At 64.8% G+C, this 20,453-nt stretch carries 19 protein-coding genes and 1 pseudogene; 10 read left to right on the top strand and 10 right to left on the bottom strand.

All coding sequences use genetic code 11. The features are described from left to right. Window positions 1–224: 224 nt before the first annotated feature. From ACQY8M_RS11730 to ACQY8M_RS11715, 4 genes are all read left to right on the top strand, one after another. The gene (locus ACQY8M_RS11730) at window positions 225–1,445 is read left to right on the top strand and encodes a helix-turn-helix transcriptional regulator (protein ID WP_428672081.1); all 1,221 of its coding nucleotides are present in this window, start codon (window positions 225–227) and stop codon (window positions 1,443–1,445) included. Window positions 1,446–1,837: 392 nt separating this feature from the next. Beyond that, on the top strand, window positions 1,838–2,491 hold the full coding sequence (locus ACQY8M_RS11725; protein ID WP_428672079.1) for a UbiX family flavin prenyltransferase: 654 nt from the start codon (window positions 1,838–1,840) through the stop codon (window positions 2,489–2,491). Further along, complete coding sequence (locus ACQY8M_RS11720; protein ID WP_428672077.1) at window positions 2,482–3,963, top strand: UbiD family decarboxylase; 1,482 nt, start codon at window positions 2,482–2,484, stop codon at window positions 3,961–3,963. The genes ACQY8M_RS11725 and ACQY8M_RS11720 overlap by 10 nt, the downstream gene beginning before the upstream one ends. Before the next feature lie 30 nt (window positions 3,964–3,993). Continuing rightward, window positions 3,994–4,521: a phenolic acid decarboxylase gene (locus tag ACQY8M_RS11715; protein ID WP_428672075.1), complete on the top strand. Its 528-nt coding sequence runs from the start codon at window positions 3,994–3,996 to the stop codon at window positions 4,519–4,521. A 99-nt stretch (window positions 4,522–4,620) separates the two neighbouring features. Here ACQY8M_RS11715 and ACQY8M_RS11710 read toward each other — a convergent pair whose 3' ends face one another. Beyond that, entirely contained in the window at window positions 4,621–5,097 is a 477-nt protein-coding gene (locus tag ACQY8M_RS11710; RefSeq protein ID WP_428672073.1) for a hypothetical protein, read from the bottom strand. Between the two features lie 50 nt (window positions 5,098–5,147). On the opposite strand from ACQY8M_RS11710, the gene ACQY8M_RS11705 reads away from it, so the two are divergent. Next, complete coding sequence (locus ACQY8M_RS11705) at window positions 5,148–5,495, top strand: hypothetical protein (protein WP_428672071.1); 348 nt, start codon at window positions 5,148–5,150, stop codon at window positions 5,493–5,495. After that, the gene (locus tag ACQY8M_RS11700) at window positions 5,492–5,860 is read left to right on the top strand and encodes a nitrile hydratase subunit alpha (RefSeq protein WP_428672069.1); all 369 of its coding nucleotides are present in this window, start codon (window positions 5,492–5,494) and stop codon (window positions 5,858–5,860) included. The genes ACQY8M_RS11705 and ACQY8M_RS11700 overlap by 4 nt, the downstream gene beginning before the upstream one ends. 37 nt (window positions 5,861–5,897) lie before the next feature. Here the strand turns inward: ACQY8M_RS11700 and ACQY8M_RS11695 are convergent. The 3 genes and pseudogenes from ACQY8M_RS11695 to ACQY8M_RS11685 form a co-directional block, all read right to left on the bottom strand. Then, window positions 5,898–6,218, bottom strand: a pseudogene (locus ACQY8M_RS11695) (CoA-transferase); the annotation flags it as partial. 75 nt (window positions 6,219–6,293) lie between these two features. After that, window positions 6,294–7,880 carry a benzoylformate decarboxylase gene (gene mdlC / locus ACQY8M_RS11690; protein ID WP_428672067.1) on the bottom strand — a complete coding sequence of 529 codons (1,587 nt, stop codon included), beginning with the start codon at window positions 7,878–7,880 and terminating at the stop codon, window positions 6,294–6,296. A 241-nt stretch (window positions 7,881–8,121) separates the two neighbouring features. Then, entirely contained in the window at window positions 8,122–8,592 is a 471-nt protein-coding gene (locus ACQY8M_RS11685; protein ID WP_428672065.1) for a MaoC family dehydratase, read from the bottom strand. 327 nt (window positions 8,593–8,919) lie between these two features. Between ACQY8M_RS11685 and ACQY8M_RS11680 the strand changes: the two genes are divergently transcribed. Then, a complete protein-coding gene (locus tag ACQY8M_RS11680; protein ID WP_428672063.1) occupies window positions 8,920–10,536 on the top strand; it encodes a GMC family oxidoreductase in 1,617 nt (538 codons plus the stop codon). Window positions 10,537–10,656: 120 nt separating this feature from the next. Here ACQY8M_RS11680 and ACQY8M_RS11675 read toward each other — a convergent pair whose 3' ends face one another. Further along, window positions 10,657–12,876, bottom strand: coding sequence for a hypothetical protein (locus ACQY8M_RS11675; RefSeq protein ID WP_428672061.1), 2,220 nt, complete (start codon window positions 12,874–12,876; stop codon window positions 10,657–10,659). 253 nt (window positions 12,877–13,129) lie between these two features. On the opposite strand from ACQY8M_RS11675, the gene ACQY8M_RS11670 reads away from it, so the two are divergent. Both ACQY8M_RS11670 and ACQY8M_RS11665 read left to right on the top strand, forming a co-directional pair. Next, window positions 13,130–14,599 carry a glycosyltransferase gene (locus tag ACQY8M_RS11670; protein ID WP_428672059.1) on the top strand — a complete coding sequence of 490 codons (1,470 nt, stop codon included), beginning with the start codon at window positions 13,130–13,132 and terminating at the stop codon, window positions 14,597–14,599. Continuing rightward, window positions 14,596–14,718, top strand: a complete 123-nt coding sequence (locus tag ACQY8M_RS11665) for a hypothetical protein (protein WP_428672057.1) — start codon at window positions 14,596–14,598, stop codon at window positions 14,716–14,718. Before ACQY8M_RS11670 ends, ACQY8M_RS11665 begins: the two co-directional genes overlap by 4 nt. Here the strand turns inward: ACQY8M_RS11665 and ACQY8M_RS11660 are convergent. The 5 genes from ACQY8M_RS11660 to ACQY8M_RS11640 all read right to left on the bottom strand — a co-directional run bounded on the left by ACQY8M_RS11660 (window position 14,705) and on the right by ACQY8M_RS11640 (window position 19,384). Beyond that, a complete protein-coding gene (locus ACQY8M_RS11660) occupies window positions 14,705–15,310 on the bottom strand; it encodes a histidine phosphatase family protein (RefSeq protein WP_428672055.1) in 606 nt (201 codons plus the stop codon). The genes ACQY8M_RS11665 and ACQY8M_RS11660 overlap by 14 nt on opposite strands. Next, a complete protein-coding gene (locus ACQY8M_RS11655) occupies window positions 15,295–16,266 on the bottom strand; it encodes an ATP-grasp domain-containing protein (protein ID WP_428672053.1) in 972 nt (323 codons plus the stop codon). The genes ACQY8M_RS11660 and ACQY8M_RS11655 overlap by 16 nt, the downstream gene beginning before the upstream one ends. Window positions 16,267–16,286: 20 nt before the next feature. Further along, entirely contained in the window at window positions 16,287–17,396 is a 1,110-nt protein-coding gene (locus tag ACQY8M_RS11650; protein WP_428672051.1) for a PIG-L family deacetylase, read from the bottom strand. Between the two features lie 4 nt (window positions 17,397–17,400). After that, the gene (locus ACQY8M_RS11645; RefSeq protein WP_428672049.1) at window positions 17,401–18,735 is read right to left on the bottom strand and encodes a tetratricopeptide repeat protein; all 1,335 of its coding nucleotides are present in this window, start codon (window positions 18,733–18,735) and stop codon (window positions 17,401–17,403) included. Between the two features lie 217 nt (window positions 18,736–18,952). Beyond that, window positions 18,953–19,384 carry an FKBP-type peptidyl-prolyl cis-trans isomerase gene (locus tag ACQY8M_RS11640; RefSeq protein ID WP_428672047.1) on the bottom strand — a complete coding sequence of 144 codons (432 nt, stop codon included), beginning with the start codon at window positions 19,382–19,384 and terminating at the stop codon, window positions 18,953–18,955. 321 nt (window positions 19,385–19,705) lie between these two features. On the opposite strand from ACQY8M_RS11640, the gene ACQY8M_RS11635 reads away from it, so the two are divergent. After that, the gene (locus ACQY8M_RS11635) at window positions 19,706–20,302 is read left to right on the top strand and encodes an NUDIX domain-containing protein (protein WP_428672045.1); all 597 of its coding nucleotides are present in this window, start codon (window positions 19,706–19,708) and stop codon (window positions 20,300–20,302) included. The last annotated feature ends 151 nt before the right edge of the window (window positions 20,303–20,453 follow it).

The following is a 20,453-nucleotide window of genomic DNA, read 5'->3' as shown; positions in this document are numbered from 1 at the left end:
TTCAGCGTCGCCGGTTTAGCCGAAGCAAAGCCGGCCCCGCGTCATCACAAGTGAGGATGAACCCGCGACTTCGGGAACTGGCGCTCGTGGTAGCTGGGGCGGAGCATCCGGTGCGTGCTTTGGCCGGCGGCTCGAGGTCGGCCGCGGTTGAAGAGGTGATGCGCAATCACAATCAGGTAAGGCCGGCCGCAGAATATTGACACTGGCCGATGGATTGCTAGGCATTGAGCGATCGCGAAATGCTCCAGAGGCGTATCGTGCCAGAGACCGAGCGTGACCTCGCCGATTGCGTCGGCGCTATTTACGAAGCTGCCACCGGCAGCGGCAGCTGGCAGCTTGTAGGGGAACGCTTGCGGCGGCTGATGAATGCCCGGCGGGCCACGCTTCGGATTTCGGACGGAACGAGCCCGTCTCGAAACGTGCTCATGGCTGTCGACGAGAGCGAAACGGTCTACGCGGCCTACTATCGCTTAATCAACCCCTATAGCGTCCAGGCACAACGCGACTTCACCGACAATCGCGCCAATCACATGGAGCGGGCCATGATCGGTGCGGAACTCGTGGCGGAGGATGCCTTCCTGCGTAGCGAATACTACGTCGACTTCGCGCGTCGCTACGAGCGGCGCCATATGATCGGCGGCATGGTGGGTATCAGCGAGCCAACCCCCGTCTCCCTTTTCCGGGCTGACGATGGCGAGCCGTTCGGGCCGAATGAAATGCGCCGTCTCCAGATGCTGCTGCCACATGTGCAGCGTGCGCTCGAGCTGCGCGAGCGTCTCGGACGCCAAGAGCAGGTCACCTGGATGACTCGCGCCACGCTCGACAGCCTTCCGGTTGGGGTGGCGATCGTTGATGCGGGGTTGAAGCTGCATTTCCTCAACGATGCCGGTCGCCAATGCCTCGGCCAGACCGGGTCTGGCCTGCGCTCCATGCGTTCCGGCCCCTATTCCGGAAGCGGTGTGTATCTCGCCGCTACGTCGCGGCAGGAGGTGTCCGGGCTGCGGCGTCTCGTTGCGTCGGCGACCTCCGGAGGTCCCGGTGGCGCCATGAGGGTCAGCGGCATCGACAGGGCAGCCTGGGCCATTCTGGTGTCGCCTGCGCCACGCACACTGGCGAATGATCAGGGCGGGGATGATCGAGGCGGGCTCGCCGAGAGCCTTGCCATAGTCGTCATACGGCAACTCGGCCGCGCCGCGGCGCCTTCGGCGGGCATGCTTTGCGACGTCTATGGCTTCAGCCGTGCCGAGGCGGAGGTTGCTGCCGCACTATCCGGAGGAGCGAGCGCCGAGGATGTAGCGCAGTTCCGCAATGTCTCGCTGACGACGGTCCGCAGCCAGATCCGATCGATTCTCGGGAAATCCGAGTGTGAGAACCTGCGCGACTTGGAATCGTCGATGGCGTCGTTGGCTGCCCTCACGCCACGAAGCCGCACCGACGACCATTAGGCTCGTCCGGACTACCCAATATTCAAACCGAAGCAATCTCCGGATCGAGCAGCTAAGACGATGCTTGCTGAGAACCGCGACCGCCACAGCGCCATCCGGTTGACAGCCTTCGAGCCAGACGAGAAGGCCGCAGGCCGCGGCGCGCGCCATGATCGAGGAGGGTCTGGATTTCCCGAAGTCTGACAGATGCCTGAACTGCCTCTTGCTACGAATGAGGCGATCCATCGTGCCCGGCGTCCGGCCGTGAAGCCGCCGCCGGGCCAATTTGGCGGAGGAGGCAATTCCAGTCGCGAATCTCGCGGGCGAGCCCAGATCATCCTCAGTTGTGACGATGTCGCGGAGGCGGCCGGCGACTAGTTTCCCGGCAGTCGTCCCACAGCCAGGAACACTCCATGCATGAGCCCCCCACCGTCTCGCCGCGCCGGCGCATGATCGTCGGCATAAGCGGCGCCACCGGCATCATCTACGGCCTGCACCTGCTGGAAGCGCTGAGCCGTCTCGATATCGAAAGCCATCTCGTCATCACCAAGGCCGGTGAGCGCACGCTGTCCTACGAAACGGACCATACGGTACGCGAGGTGCGCGCCATGGCGGACCACTGGTATTCGGACGCCGACATCGGCGCCGCCATCGCTTCCGGCTCCTTCCGCACGATGGGCATGGTCGTCGCGCCGTGCTCGGTGCGCAGCCTCTCGGCAATCGCCGGCGGCGGCACCGATGGCCTGCTCACCCGCGCTGCCGACGTGTGCCTCAAGGAGCGACGGCGCGTCGTCCTGATGTTCCGCGAGGCGCCGTTGCATGCCGGCCATATCCGCGCCATGGCCCAGGCGACGGAGAATGGCGCGATCGTCCTGCCCCCCGTGCCGGCCTTCTACGACCGTCCGCAATCGATCGATGAGATCGTGAATCATACCGTCGGGCGGGTGCTCGACCTTTTCGATGTCGATGCCGGGCTCGTACGCCGCTGGAGCGGCCGGCCCGAACCGGCCGCGGACGCTGTCGAACGCCTCCCCGAGCCCCTCGAAGAGACGATGCCATGCCGTTGACGGATCTGCGCCAATACATCGAGGGCTTGCGCAGCCTCGGCGAAATCCAGGAGATCGACGTACCGGTCTCGCTCGACCTCGAATTGGGCGCCATCACACGGCGCTGTTACGAGAACGGCGCGCCCGCGCCGTTGTTCAAGGCCTTTTCCGATCATCCGTCCGGCTTCCGCATTCTCGGAGCGCCGGCCGGCACCAGCCGCCAGCCGGGTCTCTACCTGTCCCGGGTGGCTCTCTCGCTGGGGTTGCCCCCGAACAGCAGCGGGCTGGAGATTGCCGAAGCCATGGCCGCGAGCCTCGATCTGCCGCCGGTCCCGCCGGTCGTCGTCGACGACGCGCCCTGCTTCGAGAACACGACGACCGGCGACGATGTCGATCTCACGCGCTTGCCGGTGCCGCTGCTGCATCACGGCGACGGCGGCCGTTACCTCAATACCTGGGGTTGCATCGTCGCCCGTACGCCGGACGGCTCGTGGACCAACTGGTCCATCGCCCGCATGATGCTGGTCGACAGCAGGCGCATGAGCGGAATTGTCGCCGCCGAGCAGCATGTCGGCATGGTGGCGCAGGCCTGGGCGGATATCGGCAAGCCGATGCCCTTCGCCCTCGCGCTCGGAGTCGAGCCGGCGATCCCCTTCGTCTGCGGCATGCCTCTGCCGGCGCACGTGAACGAGAGCGATCGGCTGGGTGCCTTTCTCGGCAGGGCGATCGAGACCGTACGTTGCCGATCCGTCGATCTCGAGGCGCCCGCCAGCGCAGAAATCCTGATCGAGGGCTACCTGCATCTCGACGAAAAGGTCGCGGAAGGACCTATGGGAGAGTTTGCCGGCTATGTGCCGGTCGAGCCGTCCATGCGCCGTCCGGTCTATCGCGTCACCGCGATGAGCCATCGCAACAACGCCATCCTGCCCGTCGTCGTCGCCGGTGAGCCGGTCGAGGAGAATCACACCGCGTGGGGCATCCCCACGTCCGCCCAGATCCTGCACGATCTGCGTGCTTCCGGCATCCCCGTGACGGCGTCGTGGATACCGCTGGAGGCCGCGCTGCATTGGCTGGTCGTGACCGTCCCGCGTGATTGGCGCCGCCGGACGGGCATCGAGGACAGTGCGGCGCTGTGCCAGCGCATCGGGAAGGAGGTGTTCACCACCAAGGCGGGCGCCGTGATACCGAAGGTTATCGTCCTGAACGATGATGTCGATCCGACCAACACCAGGGAACTCGTCTGGGCCTTCGCGACGCGCTGCCATCCGCTCATGGGGCACGCCACCTTCGAGCACATCCCGGCGGCGCCATTGCTCGCCTACCTGAGGACCAGCGAGAAGGTGGCCTCCGCCACCGGCAAGGTCGTCTACAACTGCCTGCCGCCCGACGAATGGGGGGAAGCGCTCCCCATCCGGGCGTCCTTCCGCCACGGCTATCCCCCGGAAATCGTCGACCGAGTGAAGCGGCGTTGGCACGAGTACGGTTTCCACTGAAGCACCAGCGCCTCGAACCAGGAGTCATCCATGTCCAACTCTTTTGAATCCACGCGACCGGCCGAGATCGCCCCCTTCGTCGGCAAGCATATCATCTACATGTACGACAACGACTGGCAGTATGAGATGTATCTCAAGAACGAGCGCACCATCGAGTATCGGGTGCACGGCGGCCTGGTCGGAGGACGATGGGTCAAGGGACAGGAGGCTCACATTGTCCGGATCGCGCCCGGCACCGTGAAGCTTTCCTGGAGCGAACCGACGGGCACGTGCGTGAGCGTCACCTACAATCTGATCGAGAATCGCGCCCACGGCGCGACCTTCTTCCCGCACTGGATCACGCTCGAACCAACGAAGATCATCGGATTCCAGAACGAGAAGATCGACCAGATGCGTCGCTTCAGGGACGCAGGCCCGGCCTATCCGACACTGTTGGTCGACGAGTTTGCGACCATCACGTTCGTGGAGGACTGCGGCCGTGACAACGAGGATGTCATCTCCTGCGCTCCGGAGGACCTTCCTCCGGGCTACGTGCTTCGCCGGAATACCGCCGGCTGAGGCCGAGCGCGTACACGCATTCGCTCGCGCAGCGGCTTGTCGCGCTTTGCTGATTCCGGCCAATTCTTTGTCACGCCGACCGAAGTCCGGCGTGCAGGATCAATCACCGTGGACACTGTATTTTCCGACGTCACCGTTCCCCGCGACGAGCTCGTTGGGCAGAAGCCAATTCAGGACGAGCCCGCGCTCATCCGGGAATTCCAGGCCATCGTCGGCAGGTCGCATGTCCTGACCAGCCCGGAGGCGACTCGCCGCTTTCGCACGGGCATCCGCTTTGGCAGCGGTCCGGTCATTGCGGTGGTAAGGCCCGGCTCGCTTGTCGAGCAGTGGCGCGTCTTGCGGGCCTGCGTCGGCGCCAACAAGGTCGTCATCATGCAGGCGTCCACCACCGGGGTGACCGGTGGTTCGACGCCCGATGGCGACGACTACGATCGAGGCGTCGTCCTGATCAACACCATGCGCATCACCGGCCTGCACCTGATCAACGATGGAATGCAGGTTGTTTGCCTGCCCGGCAGGACCTTGCTTCACCTCGAAAAGGCTTTGGAGCGGGTTGGCGACGGGGCAGTTGGCCATTCTCGCGACTATGGCGCGTACGCATCACTGAACACGGAAAGGACGATACAGTGCAGAACCAATCGAAAAAGGAAGGCGCCTCACTGGAACGGCGTCTGGTCGAGCTCGCATGGACGGATCCGGCGTTCGCCGCGCTGCTGCAGACGGATCCACGGCAGGCGCTGGCCATCATCGGTGTCGAGGTCTCGCCTGGCGTCAAGATCGATATCCGGCAACAACGGCGCGACACGCTTTACTTCGTGATTCCACCGCTCGCGGCGAAGCCGGAGGACGCGGAGACCGTGATCAATCAGATGGATCTGTGGCAGAGCGGCGAGCTGTTCTGCTGGATGATGCCGCAGGCTTTGAAGCTGGAGTTGTTGAGCATGCGCCAAAGCTTCCGGAGGAACAATCCATGAGCGACCGGCAGGATCTTTTCACCGCTCACTATCGCACGCTGCGGCGTGACGCAGCGGCGCGCCGTCGCCTGGTCGAGAATCCGATCGAGGGCCTGAAAGAGCATTTTGGATCGATACCCGACGGCGACTACCGAATCGAAGTCGTGCCGCAAGAGCCGGACACCATTACCATCGTGCTGCCAGCGCCGCAGCCCAACGGCGAGCCGACGGCGGCGGACATCGACGCCGTGAGCCGGCGGATCTACGACATGCTGTTCACCGACGGTATCGGCGGCTACCTGATCCCCGAGGAGGCCCTCACCTGGGTGCTGCGCGATATGCGGTCACGCTGGGCCGCAGCCGCCGCGCCCAAGCAAGGAGACTGAGGTCTCGCGAGTTCCGGGCGCGATTGCACTCGATCGAGGGCAGCGGTCTCGTTTCGATGTCGCCGCCCAGGGCGAGCTCACCGAGCTTCGGAACCAGCCCCCAGTGGCCTCCGATCGCCCGCTTTACCAGGCCAGGATGGGCAAGCCGATTGAGGCCACGCTCCTTGCCATCGCCCGGCGCAGCCGCGAACACGAGACTGAGGTTTGATGGCGAACTGGCCTTGCGGAATCGTCGCTCGACGGCGATCAGCAACTCGTCCGGTGTGCCGACGCCCACGAAACCCGAAATGCAGACGGTGTCGCCGTCGCGCATGATTGCGACAGCCTCGTCCGCTGAAACGATTTTTCCTTGGCTCATCCCCACCTTCATCTACACAGTCGCAAAATGGTGAGGCGTCCCTCGCCCGCCCGCCTCGGGCGGCCCAAGCGGAGCTTAGGATGAGTGCCAAGAGGTGGCGACCTCGATCAAGGACGGACCGCCGGACTTGAGCGCGCGGGTGAACGCGGCGGCGAAGGCGTCGTCGGTATCGACCCGTACCGCCTCCACGCCGTAACCTGCGGCAATGGCGACGAAGTCGATGCCCGGCACGTCGAGGCCGGGCACTCGCTCCGCCTGCAGCACGCCGGCGAACCACCGCAGGGCGCCGTAGGTGCCGTTACGCATGATGACGAACACCACCGGTACGCCATGCTGCGCCGCCGTCCACAACGCGGTGACACTGTAATTGGCCGAGCCGTCGCCGATGACCGCGATCACCTGTCGGTCCGGTTCGGCGAGCTGGACCCCGACGGCGGCCGGCATGGCGAAGCCGAGGCCCCCCGCCGCCCCGAAATAGTAGCTCCCCGGCTTTTCCCAGCGCATCCGCTCCCACATGGCCTCGATGGTTGAGGTGGATTCGTTCACGTAGATGGCATCGGGCGGAGCGAGCTCATCCATGAGGTCGAGGACACGCTCGGAGGTGAGCGGGGTTGCGCCCGGCGCGCCCCGCGGCGGCACCGCCCGCGGCTGCGGCGCCGCCCGTGCCGCCTCGCCCACTGCGTCGGCGAGCGCCGCGAGGATGAGGCCCACGTTGCCGACGACCGCGTTGCCCATGGGCGCACGAGAGGCCTCGTCGGGATCGCAGGTGATCTGGATCAGCTCGGCCCCGGGCGGCAGGAGGGGGCCGGGATCGTACTGGTGATAGCGGAACACCGGCGCACCGGCGACCAGCACCAGATCGTGGCCCTCGAGCAGCCGGGAGATCGCGGCCATGCTGGCGGGCAGGAGGCCGCGGAAGTTCGGATGGATGGTGGGAAACGGGCAGCGCGGTGCCGAGGGGGCGATCCACACTGGCGCCTTCATCCGCTCGGCGAGGCGCACTGCATGCCCGTTCGCCCGCGCCGCGTCCACGTCCGGCCCGAGGACGATGACGGGATTGGTGCTGCGCTCGAGGCGTGCGACGAGGGCGGCCGTCGCGCCGGCATCGAGGGCGCCTGCGGCGAAGACGGCGCGCTCCAGCAGCCGCAGCGATTCCGGCTCGGCGGGCTTGGCCCAGTCGTCATAGGGGATGGAGAGATAGACCGGCCCGGGCGCAGGCAGGCTGGACAGGTGCAAGGCGCGGCTGATGGCGAGCGGCACGTCCTCGGCACGGGCCGGCTCGTAGGACCATTTCACCAGCGGCTTGGGCAGCGTGGTCGCGTCGAGGTTGGTCAGCAGCGGCTCGATGCCGATCATGGCGCGGATCTGCTGGCCGGCGGTCACCAGCAGCGGCGAATGGGCGTTCCAGGCATTGGCGAAGCCGCCCATGGCGTTGCCGGTGCCGGCGGCGGAGTGGAGGTTGACGAGCGCGGTGCGGCCCGTCGCCTGCGCGTAGCCGTCAGCCATCCCGATGGCCACTCCCTCATGCAGGGCGAGGATATAGCGGAAGTCGGACGGGAAATCCTGAAGGAAAGGGAGCTCGTTCGAGCCGGGATTGCCAAAGATGGTGGTGATGCCGTGACGGCGGAGCAACTCATAGGTCAGGTCGCGGATCGTCGCCATGATATGCCTCTGGAACCGCCCAGTGGTCGCCGATGCGCCGCCTGGCCGTGATCAATGAGGCCTGAACCTACCTCGACGCCACCACGGGCCACATCAACAGAAATGATGATGCGCCTTGCCCGCTCCTCCTGGCCCTCGCGACTGATGGGTCGCGACGAGAGCGGCACACTGGCGCAGCTCCGCAAGCATCGCAGCAGCGCCTCGAGCCGATCCTCGCGCGCCATGGCGGGTACCGGATTGCCTATGTCTTGGCGTAGGCGATGCTCATGGTCTCGGCAATGCAGGCTGGACGCTCCTTGCCCTCGATCTCGACCGTCCATTGGTATGTCATGCGAACGCCGCCGTTTGGCATGTCGTCGGCGGCGAGCAGCTTCTGGCGGCCGCGAATGCGCGCACCGACCTGTACGGGGCTGGTATAGCGCACCTTGTTCGATCCGTAGTTAATGCCGTTCCGCACATTCTCGATTTTGAGGACATCCTTGCCGAAGGTGGAGATCACGGAGAATGTAAGATTGCCGTGCGCGATGGTCTTCCCATCCGGCATGTCCGTCTTGCAGCGCTCGACATCGACATGGATCCATTGATGGTCGCCGCTTGCCTCGGCAAATGTATTGATGCGCTCCTGGGTTATTTCCAGCCAGTCGCTGACCCCTAGCTCCTGCCCGACCAGCGACTTCATCGCCTGCGGACTCTCAACGATTCGTTTTGCCACACTATCCTCCGTCCAGCCGACCTGGCGCGTATCCCGTACTGCTACAGGAAGGCGCGTCCTGCGATTATGGCTACCGGCGCTGCGCTCGCAATGGCGCCGCCAACTGCAACAACGTGTCGTGTCTGCTCTGTTCTGCCCCTGCCTTCCCTGCAGAGGCTACCTGATGGAGCCATGCCGTTGAAGCAGGGGCGTAGAGTGTTAAGCTGGGCATATCGTTCCGGGTACGTCTGCAACGATAAGGCCCGGCAATGCCATCGCTCGCCTTCGAGCAGTTGCGCTCACCTGGGTGCCGCGCTTGTTGGCTGAAGCATATCGCGGGGGGAAACAATGGACCAGCAGAGCTTCGATTTCATCGTCGTCGGCGCCGGCTCGGCCGGCTCGGTGCTGGCCAACAGGCTGAGCGCCGATCCCCGGAACAGGGTGCTCGTGCTGGAAGCCGGGCGCGAAAGCCATCCCTGGTCATGGATTCCCGTCGGCTTCGCCAAGCTGATCGACAATCCCAAGGCGAACTGGCTCTATGCCTCGGAGCCGGAGGCGTCGACCGGCCAGCGCCGCATTCCGATCCCGCGCGGCAAGCTTCTGGGCGGCTCGTCGTCGATCAATGGCATGGTGTTCGTGCGCGGCCAAGCGCAGGACTACGACGGCTGGGCGCAGCTCGGCAACCGCGGCTGGAGCTATCGCGACGTGCTGCCGATCTTCCGCGACATGGAAAGCTTCCAGGGCGATGCCGACGAGGAGTATCGCGGCCGCAACGGCCCGCTGAAAGTGACCGAGAGCAACGAGAGCGGCGCGCTCTACGACGCGCTGATCAAGGCCGCCGGCCAGGTCGGCATCGGCTACACCAGGGACTACAACGGCGCCACGCAGGACGGCATCGGCATGACCCAGGCGACCATCCGCGGGGGTCGCCGCATGAGCACCGCGGTCTGCTACCTCGATCCCGCCCGCAAGCGGCCGAACCTCACGATCGTCGCCAACGCCCTGACCGAAGGCCTATTGTTCGACGGCAAGCGCTGCGTCGGCGTGCGCTACACTGTGAATGGCCAGCAGCGCGAGGCGCGCGCCGGCCGCGAGGTGGTGGTCAGCGCCGGCTCGATCAACTCGCCGCAGCTGCTCGAGCTCTCCGGCATCGGCCAGCCGGAGCGGTTGAAGGCGGCCGGCATCGAGGTGCGCCACGAGCTCAAGGGCGTGGGCGAGAACCTGCGCGACCACTACTCGCCGCGCATGAAATGGACGGTGCCGCCGGCGCTCGGCATGACCTACAACGACAAGATGCGCGGTCTCGGTCGCGTAGAGCAGGCGCTGCGCTACGCGCTCACCCGCAAGGGCCTGCTCGGTCTGCCGGCGGCGCCGATCCGCGCCTATGTCCGCACCCGCGTCGGGCTGGAGGCTCCCGACGCGGCGATCTCCTGGATCCCGTTCCTGGTGGGCGAGAACTTCCAGCTGGCCAAAACTTCCGGCATCACCTCGATCGTGAACATCCTGCGTTCGGAGAGCACGGGCAGCATTCATGTGACGTCGAACCGGCCTGACACGCCGCCGGCGATCCGATTCAACTTCCTGAGCGCGTCGCTCGACCGCGAGGTGACGCTGGAGGCGATGCGCATCTGCCGGCGCATCATGACGGCGCCGGCCATGGCGGGCATCGCCACCGACGAGATCGCGCCGGGCGTGAACATCAGCGCCGACGACGAGCTGCTCGACTGGGTCAGGAACAACGCCGAGACCACCTACCATCCGGTCGGCACCTGCAAGATGGGGGCGGACCCGATGGCAGTGGTCGACGACCAGCTTCGTGTCCGCGGCCTGGCGGGGCTGCGCGTCGCCGACGCCTCGATCATGCCGACCCTGACCTCGGGCAATACCAACGCGCCGTCGATCATGATCGGCGAGAAGGCCGCGCGGATGATGCTGGCTTCGACCGGTGAAGCCGTCGCGGCGTAGGCGGGAGAGGCTGTTTGCTCAGACGGCACTGTCGGATTAAGCGAACCTGAACTCCAACGTTCTCCGTTTCGCCCCTACCTGCCGCGGTCGTCACCGTGAAGCCGCTCATCGGCCCGTAAACTATTGGCGCCACAGAACCTGGGCGTGCGGCGTTCCGGGCCCAGCGTAGGCGAGGATGTTCCACGCCGCGCCAATCAAGCACGGGAAAGTATTGATGTCGTTGATCGGATCGCGAGCGAGGGCGTAGGGATACGACCCGTCCGCGTTCTGCCCAACGGCCAGCGCCGCCATCAGGCGATTTGCGCTCGCGGGATCCTGTGATCGGATGGCGCAGACCGCCCCGAAACTGCCCTCATACCAAGGGGTCAGAACAGTGTCCTGCGGATAGCCGTCGAGAGGGACGAACGTCGTAAAGCCTGACAGTCCCGTCCGCCCATCGGTCACCAGGTAATGCCGGAACATTCGAGCGATTGTAGCGGCCGCATCGGACCGCCTGCCCCACCTATCCAGCAGGATGCCACCCCAGGACATCATGTCGAGGGCATGCTGGCCGTCGGGGACATTGCCCCCCGCGGTGTACGTACCGCCCTGCCAGAATGCTCGGGACGATGGGTTCCAGGCATGCGTCTCGAGCGCGTCCTTCAGCGCGTCGGCCGCGACACGGTATCGATCGATGCCATACTGCGTCGCCGCCAGGTCGAGGCACCACCATGTGTTGATGTTGTGTTCGGTGCTCCACCACGGCACGACGCGATCCGGGTCGAGCACGCGATCGACATGGATCCCCGCGCCACCATTCATCAGCCCCAGCCCGTTTCGGAACGTCAGGAGGTAGTCGAGGCAGGCCTGTGCGGCAGCATCGGTCCGGTCGGCAAACCAGCCGCGGAATCTCGGCTGGTCAGCCAGCAGGAGGCTGTAGCAGACCCAGGCGACGGCACCGGTCCGCGTGAATGCCTTGCCACGTGCCAGGATCGCCGCCTGGTCGGTGGCAAAGGGAAAGCCTCCGTCGGGGTTCTGAACGGCCCTGAGCGCCGCTACGAGGTCCGCAGCGGCCTTCCTTTCACCGAGTTGAAGGAAGGCGATCAGCGCGACGGCCTGGTCGTAGAGGAAGCAGCAATCGTTGAAGCCGTCATGATAGACGTCGCGCAGTGACTGACCCATTCCAGTCGCGGGCACGTTGTAGGATCTCAACAGGCCCGACGGCATCGTGCACTCGCCGTAGACCCGCAAGGTGTTGAGGTCGACGAGTGAAACGCGTCCGATCGCACCCGGCACGAGCGTGGCCCGCCACGTTCCATCCCTATCTGCGGGTGTCGTACTGGTCGGGCAGAACGGGATCGTGGAGGTGATGGCCCGGTACTCGACACGAAGGTCGGGGTATGCCGAGCGCAGGACAGCGTTCTCCTCCGCCCACACCTGTCCGACAACCCGTACCGGACAGCCGTCGACGCGTTCCACCAGCCGCAACCTGATCCTGCCGCCGAACGGGTGCGGTCTGCAGATCTCGAATGGGCCGGGCTCTGCGGGCTCCAGCGCCCACGCCTCCTCGATCTCGCTCTCGCTCGTCACCAGGATCCTGTAGGACCGCGAAGGGTCCCTGGTGAAGTTGCCGAGCGTACCGGTGATGGTGCGGCTTTCACTGTCCAACGCGATGCCGACGAAGAGCGGTGCCCGCTCTTCGTACGCCAGCACATCGTGGTCCCTCACGTCGCCCGGACGGTCGGCTTCCCGCCATGGAAAGCCAACCGGTATGCGTCGCGAATCAGCCGCCGCGTCGCATGCATTGGCATAGGTGACGAGCTGGAACGACCACTTGCCCTGTGGCGGCACCTCGACCGTCGCCGACCAGGCACGGGTGAAGGATACTGGCGCGATGAACTGCGTGACATCGTCGACACTGCCGACGACGAAGAAGCTTCCCCAGTTGATACCGCCGTCGGCAAACACCGTCCCCGGGTCGTTGGCCGGGAAACCGCCGATTGCCGCGCCCTTCGCCGACCGGATGCCCGCCCATCCACCCATGGAACCGAAGGGCGCATCGACCAGGCCCATGAAGGTCGCAGGGTGATTCGCCAATAAGGGGAAGAACCGCGGCCCGGTGAGAAAAACGGGTGTGTAAGGCGCCGAAGGCCGAGCCGACGGCAGCGTGAAGGTGCCGGACCATTCCCCAGCCGATGTCCGGTTGATCGTGGGATCATCAGGCACCAGCAAGGACGAGCGGTGAGCCGATCGAGGGCTCGTTTGAGCCAGCAAGAAGTCCTTCGACCTGTCGACGCTCGCCTGGATCGCGGGGTCGGTATCGGACGCGAGTTCCTCGTTGTCGCCGCTGGCGAGCGACATCGGGTCAGACAGCGCACGCTTGCTCCCGAAAGCCGGGAGGAGCGTCAAGCTTGCCAGCAAATGACGACGCCGCATGACCTTGGCTACAAGAGGTCTCAACCAGATTCAAGGCCGCCCGGGACTGTGATGGCCACGCCAACGAGGTCCTGCAGCAACTTCCTGTGTTCGGTTCGGAGATACGGCCGGCGCAAGCTAAGGAACCAGCACGGCGTGCCGCTTGCCCAATGGGACGGAATCGGACAATGAACGTTGTATGGCCGACGTTCTGACCGTCCTCTGCCTTGGGCTGGTATTGCTGGGCATGGTGCCAACGTTGGCGGCCGTCGCCCAGTTCCTTCTCGTGGGCACCCACGGTATTTGGAACCATTATTCGAAGTGCCGCGATTACACACCACGCGTGGCCTTCGTATTGCCGGCCTGGAACGAGGCCGACGTGCTGGGAGCCAGCATCGATTCATTGATGGCTATCGACTATACCGCCGGGGCGTGGCGGATCTACGTCGTCGACGATGCCAGCACGGATCACACACCCGATGTGATGCGCGAAAAGGTGGCGCAGTATCCTGGCTCGGTCTTCCATCTGCGACGAGAGAAGGGAGGCCAGGGCAAGGCGCACACGCTCAATCACGGGATAAGCATCATTCTCGAGGAGAATTGGGCCGAAGCTGTCATGATCATGGACGCCGACGTGCTGTTCGAGCCCGTCACCCTGCGGCGCATGGCGCGGCATCTCGCCGATCCCAGGATCGGCGGCGTCACGGCCTACGTGAAGGAAGGCAGTTATCCCGGGAGCCTGCTGTCGCGCTTCATCGCCTTCGAATACGTCACCGCCCAGGCGGCGGCGCGGCGGGCGCAGAACGTCATGGGCGGCCTCGCCTGCATGGCGGGCGGCGCGCAACTGCACAGCCGCGACAACCTGATCGCGATCGGCGGCGCGATCGACACCACCACCTTGGCCGAGGACACCTTTACCACCTTCAAGACCCAGCTCACCGGCCGGCGGGTCTTGTTCGACGCCAACGCCATCGTCTGGGCTGAAGAACCCGACAGCCTCGTGGCGCTGTGGAAACAGCGCATCCGCTGGGGCCGGGGCAACTTGCAGATCACGTCGGCTTTCCTCGATTTTTGGTTCCGACCAAAGAAGAACATGCTGCTGGGCGACCCGGCATTCGGCGTCCTGTGGTTCAGCGTCACGCTGATGCCGCTGTTCATGTTGGCAGGGTCGTTCGGCCTGGTCGGGCTCTACTGGCTCTGGACGCCGTTGGCCTTGAAGGCCTTTACCTGGACGTGGGGCGTGACGTTCGTCAGCTATCTCTTCCAGACGCTGTTCTCCTTCGCCATCGATCCGGCGGAGGCCAAACGCTCCTGGTTCGAAGGCCTCGCCTTTCCCGGCCTGCTCTCGGTCGCCGTCATGATGCTCGCCGTGCTGAAGCCGTTCACCGGCTTGGCCTGGGCACACCCCGGCTATTGGCCAGGGGCTGAGCTTGTTGCCCCGGTCGTCCTCGGCTGGACTGCGATCTCCACCGCCGCCGCCTGGGGCGTCTATCGGCTCGACAAGGCTGGCGCGCCCAAATGGCTGCGCGATCCATTGCTGGTGCTATTTGGCTACGGGCCGCTGTTGTGTGCCATCGGCTTCGGCGCGATTGTGGCCGAACTCAGAAAGGCCGACCTGAAATGGGACAAGACGATCAAGTCGGGCAAGGCCAGGATACAAGCCAAATGAGCGTCTTCGACCGGCTGCAGCGTCAGGACACCAGGAACGAGACCCGCATCCTCTGGAGCGAGGTCGGCATCGTCATCGTCACGACCCTGCTGGTGACGGTCTATCTCATGATCCTGTAAGGACCTCGCCACGAAGCTCGACGATCTCGCAATTGCTGAGCGGCTTGGCGATTTCGCTTGCGCGGTATCCCTTCATCCAGTCCGCCGTCACGACGAAGCCTTTGCTCAAACCCAGCAGAAAGCCGCTGAAGAACTGGCCGTGGCCGACGACGATCACAAGGCCGCCCTCGAGCGTCAGCAGGCGTTGGTGGAAGGCGTTCAACCGCTCCATGAACGCCCGGAAGGATTCGGCATCCGCTCCATCGAGGTAATCCGGGTCGCACGCCTGCCAGTAGGCGTCGACCCATGGCTGTCGGGTCTCCCTGGTCGTGCCGACACAGCGCGCCGGGCTGAGGTACGTAAGTTCGTGGATCGGCCAGGTTTCGCAGCGTGCGAAAGGCCAGCGCTCACGGATCGGCTCGGCGGTCGCCTGGGAGCGGACGAAGGGCGAGACGATCAGCAAATCGGGCTCGCGCTCGACGCGGGCCGCGAGCGCGCGCGCCTGCTCGCGACCAAGGTCCGTCAGCGGTACGTTCTCGGCGCCCACGGCTGGCAAACCCGCATTCGAGGCGCTCTGACCGTGCCGGATCAGCCAGGTCATTGCCGGCGGCACAGCGCCTCCCACTCGCGCGCATCGAAGTAGTGTTCGGTCCAGTAGCGCACGACCATCAACTCCTTGAAGGGCATCAGGCCGTCCGGCAGCGACTTGCCAGCCAACTCGTCGGCCATAAGTTTCGGCATGTCGATGCCGGCCGCGCCAGTCAGCGGCAGGGTTCCGGGGAAGCGTGGATTGACCTCGAGCAATTTGAACACGCCATCGGCCGCGCGCTTGAACTGTACGTTGGCCGTCCCGCGAATGCCGATGGCCTCGGCCGTCTTCACCGCCGATTCGATCACCTCGGGCAGGTTGATCGTGCGCGAGGCGACAGCGATGCCGGAGTCGACCTTCATGCGCTCGCGCGGCACGGCGCCGACGACCCGACCGTCGCGCCGGACATAGACATCGACAGAATATTCCTCCCCCGGCAGGAACTCCTGCAGCAGGAACGATCCGTCCTTGGGAACCCCTTCAAGGTCCTCCCGGCTTGCTATCTTGGCGACACCGCGCGAGCCGGCACCCGAGCGCGGCTTGACCAGGAGCGGGAAGGAGTCGGCGCGATCCGCCGCTGCCTGGGTCAGCGGCTGGTTGTCGGGGATCGGCACGATGCCCTTGACCTTTTCCAGAAGCAGCAGCTTGTCGCGGCAGATGCGCAGGCATTCGACCGGGGAAATCGGCAGCTGGACCCCGATCGATTCGAATTGCTCGCGCACCGCGGCGAGCGGCGCCAGTTCGGCATCCACGGTCGGCAGCAGCGCCTCGATGCGACGCGTCTTGCAAGCCTCGCGCAGGATCGGAATCAGCGTCGGATCGTCGCCACGCGGGATTAGCAGGCGACGGTCCACCGGTACGAGATACAGGCCCGCGGCCAGTGGGTCCATGTCGGCCATGTGTATCTCGTGTTCGGCCCCGAGACTCTTCCAGACACTGATCGCGGCGGCACCGCCGGCGCCGGTTATCAGGATGCGCATCGATTGCCTCGGCTAGCCCGTCAGTCAGCGACGGTGCTCATGGATTGGGGTGCCGCGGCTTGTCGGGCGCTCTCGGGCACCATGTCGCTGTCGCGCTGGCGGACGATCCTCATCGGCTCGGCCAGCACATAGCCTGCGAAGCGGCCCCAATAGCGTGCGGTCGACAGGATGACGTCGTGCTGCAGCGCGTCCATGCGCTCGACCTGGCTCTTGTAGGTGTCGATCGCCTGGATCTTCAACTTGATGAAGTCGGTGATATCGACAAAGCGATGCGGTCGGAATTCGACTGTCGACGAGGGCGCCTGATAGCAATAGACATTGGGCACGCTACGCGCTGCGACCAGGCTGGCAGCATGGACCGCGCGATGGTCCTGATGGGTGTCCTCGTCGCAGTGGGTGTAAACGTGAGTCGGCTGCAGCTCGCGGATCGCTGCCTGGATGATGTCGATCGTCTCGATGCCCGAGCCGACCCGCGTGTCCGGCAGGTTGGTGATCTCGAGCGTGGCGCCGAGCAGCTCCGCGGCGCGGTGCGCCTCGACCGTGCGCTGGTTCACGTCGCCGCCCGCCGCTCCCCGGGTCAAGGTCAGCACATGCAGCACGTCTCCACGGGCGTGATGCTTGGCGAGCGTGCCGCCGCAGCCGATCTCGACGTCATCGGGATGGGCACCGATCGCCAGCACGCGATTCTGCTGCTTCCTGCGGCGTGTGCTGACCGCCTCGGCGAGCAGCAGCGCCTGATCCACGAACTCAGCAGACGTCGTCGGCCTAAATAGAAGTCCATCGATACGGCACTTCACTGCCTGGCGCAGGAACTGCGGCTCCTGGTTGCCGGTAGCGACCAGTGTGGCAATCCAACGATAGCGATCCTTGACGTGCTTGAGCAGCTCGAAGCCGCCGGGAGAAACTGCCGGATCTACAGCCACGAGGTCATAGGGCCCGGACGCCAGCATGCGGATGGCGGTCTCGGGATCCGTCGCGAGGGTCAGCGAGGCGGTGCTGACGGAGGCGAACGCCCGTTTGAGCTCGGTCGATACGGCGTCATCGTTGTTGACCACCAGGATGCTCGCCTGCTTGTCAGTGCCTTTTTTGACGACGCTCAGCAGCGGTTTGTCTTGGGTTTGGGCCGGCATGAACTCACCAGGTGAAGCGAAGACCGAATGTCGCGCGCGTGTCGTAGTTGATCGAGTTGTGAGCGACTATGAGCTGGAGGGCAATGCGGTCGGTCATCGGCAGGATGGTGCGCGCGTGCAAGTCGACGTTGTTGATCAACGGGCTGTAGCCGACGCCGGCGACAACAAGCGTGTTGCGAGGGCCATGATAAGTGACGTCGAACACCCAGCTCAGTATCTGCTGATAGTTGTTGAAAATGGCCTGTGCTGCATCAAAGAACGTAGCGCTCACTTCCCATGAGTCGGACAGCGAAGCGCTGAGCCCGGTCCGGATCAGGCGACCATCGTACTGAAAGCCGCCAAACGCCTGGCGGTAACCGCCGAACCAGCGCAGGTAGTCGGTAATGTAGATCGCCACGCCGCCCTCGATCCAGTGCTCGGCCGGCAGGGCCCTGTGACCTCGGTAATCATAGGTCAAGGAGACGCTATAGCTCAGCGGCACCAGACGGTGATAGCCGGCGCGAAGGTCATCCGACGGCAGCACGGAAACGCCGATGGCGGAAAGTGTCTGCAGCTCGTTCGTGAAGTGCATCCAGCCGACTTCCAGCGTATCGAACGGCGAAACTCCAATCAGGCCTCGTCCGCCGAAGCCCCATGAATTCCCGCTCCCGGTCGAGACAAAGGCGCCGTCGGCGTCGAACGAATAGCGATAGACATTCTCGACCTTGGACAGGCCGATTTTCGCCTCTTCGTTCAGCGGCTCGATCGCCAGGACCTGCTCGAAGCCCGCACGCGCCGGTTCGCGCTTGCGGCTGGCAAGAGCCAGCCACGCCATGCCGTTCAGTGCTTCGGTGTCGTTGGGATTGGCCGCGAGCAGACTCTGGTAGATCCCACGCGCCTCGTCGATGCGGTTCTGCCCGCGCGCGACACGGGCGAGGCCGAGCAGGGCCGGCCGGTTGGCCGGCTCGCTCTTCAGAATCTCCTCGTAGACCTGGCGGGCTTCGGCGCCATGCGCGGCCTCGAGGGTGAAGCCGAGCTCAAGGGCCGGGTTGATAGCCTGCGGGTCGGCCTGACGCGCTTTTTGCAGTCGTTCGATCGCCTGCTCCCTGTTCCCGGCGTCGCGCGCCATGACCCCTTGGAACATGAAGATGCGATAGTCGTTCGAGCCGGCGTCGAGGCACGCCGCAAGCATCCGTTCGATCGTGGCGACCGGGCGCGGCTGCTGGCCAAACAGTCGTTGTGCCTCGTCGATCTCGCATCTTGGCTGAGCGGCCGCGATCGATACCAAGCCCATCGACCAGACGACAGCCAGCACCAACGTCGCGCCGAACGTATTGGACAGCCTTCTCCTGATCAGCATTGAACGGAGCAGAATATTAGGGCTGTCATTCGGGTAAAAATGCAGCGCATTGGCTGGCTGATGTCAATAAATGACGTCAAGCCGATAGGGAATAAAGGCGGAGGAAACGAACTCAAGACCAACGTTCTCCGCCTTTTTGCACTGCACACACCCTGATTGCAGGGCCAAAGCTCAGAGTCAGGAACGCCAGTTCGCCTCCCCCGGCTTTACCATTTGCTTACTTGATCGCCAGCAGCTCGACGTCGAAAATCAGCGTGGCGTTCGGCGGAATGACCCCGCCGGCGCCACGCTCGCCATAGCCGAGCTGCGGCGGAATGATCAGCGTTCTCTTGCCGCCGACCTTCATGGTGGCGACGCCCTCGTCCCAGCCGGCGATGACGCGCTTCATGCCGATGGGAAACTCGAACGGTGCGCCGCGGTCGACGGAGGAATCGAACTTCTTGCCTTTCGCCCCTCCGTCGGAGAGCCAGCCGGTGTAGTGCATGACACATGTCTGGCCGCTTTTGGGGCTCGCGCCCGTCCCTATGGACGTGTCGATGAATTTCAGGCCGGTCTCAGTCGTCATGGCTTTTCCTTGCGTTTGTGCGGCAGCCGGGCGGGCGGCGGCGAGTATTGCGGTCGCGATCACGACACGGCGGGTCACTGGCATGTGGCGGCTTTCCTCGAAGGGGTCGCGTGCGGATCAGCGATACGAAACAATGGCGAAGAAGCCAACCCTGATCACGGCGGCGCGCGGCGCTGATCCTGCGCAATAAAATTGCGCAACTTCCCCCAGCCTCCTCGCGGAGGCTGGCGCAGACGCAGCCGGTTGGGGCCAAGGACGGAAGGGCCATCGAACGGATGGCACTCTGAGCGAGCGTCGCCGCCTGGCCGACAGCCTGCGGGGCGCGCCACAGTTGGTCCCGCCGGGCTAGGTTTGACACCACGCGTGCAAGAGATGCAGGAGACCCGCGCACCCAGGAGGCTCCATATGCACCGCGGCGACGGCGATCAAAGCAATCCCTGGGCTTTGATCCGGCGAGAGGAAAAGTTCGACTGCCACTACTACACCGCGCGGCGAGACGTCGTCACGCTTCAGGGTGGGGAAGAGCGCCTCTACACCCACATTCACATGAAGCAACTGGGGGTCGCTGTGGTGCCCATCGACGATGACGGCACGACGACGCTGGTCGGCCAGTACCGATACGTTCTGAACCGCTACACATGGGAAATACCGAAGGGCGGAGGGAGACGCGACCGACCACCCCTCGAGTCGGCCAAGCGGGAACTCAGCGAAGAGACGGGTTTCCGCGCCGATCACTGGTTGCAGCTCTTTGCCGCTTCCCCCTCCCCCGGGCTCACGGACGCCGCCGCCTCGGGGTTCGTGGCCTGGGGACTTCATGGTGGCGACGCACATCCAGATCCAGAAGAAATAATCACACCGCGTCGTGTCCCGTTTTCGGCGGCCGTCAACATGGTCCTGTCGGGAGAGATAGCCGACTACGGCAGCATGGCCGCCATCCTCACGATTGAGACGAGGCTCAGGCGTGGCGAGCTTCCTTCCGATCTTGCCGCACTTCTCAGGTAACGTGACTCTCCGGCGCCCCGCCTTCCGGGTCCGAGCCATCGTATCCGAGCCGATCGCGGAGTCGGCGTTCGTCTGCGCGTTTGCAGTGGGCGGTTCGTCTTGCGCGGGACACGACCTACGAACCTTGGCGCCCGCAAAGAGGCATCGCAGG

Source organism: Reyranella sp. (assembly GCF_965279465.1).
In the GTDB taxonomy this organism is placed as follows: Bacteria; Pseudomonadota; Alphaproteobacteria; order Reyranellales; family Reyranellaceae; genus Reyranella.
Note: the sequence above shows the minus strand (reverse complement) of the source record. Positions and strands in the feature narration are given on the sequence as shown.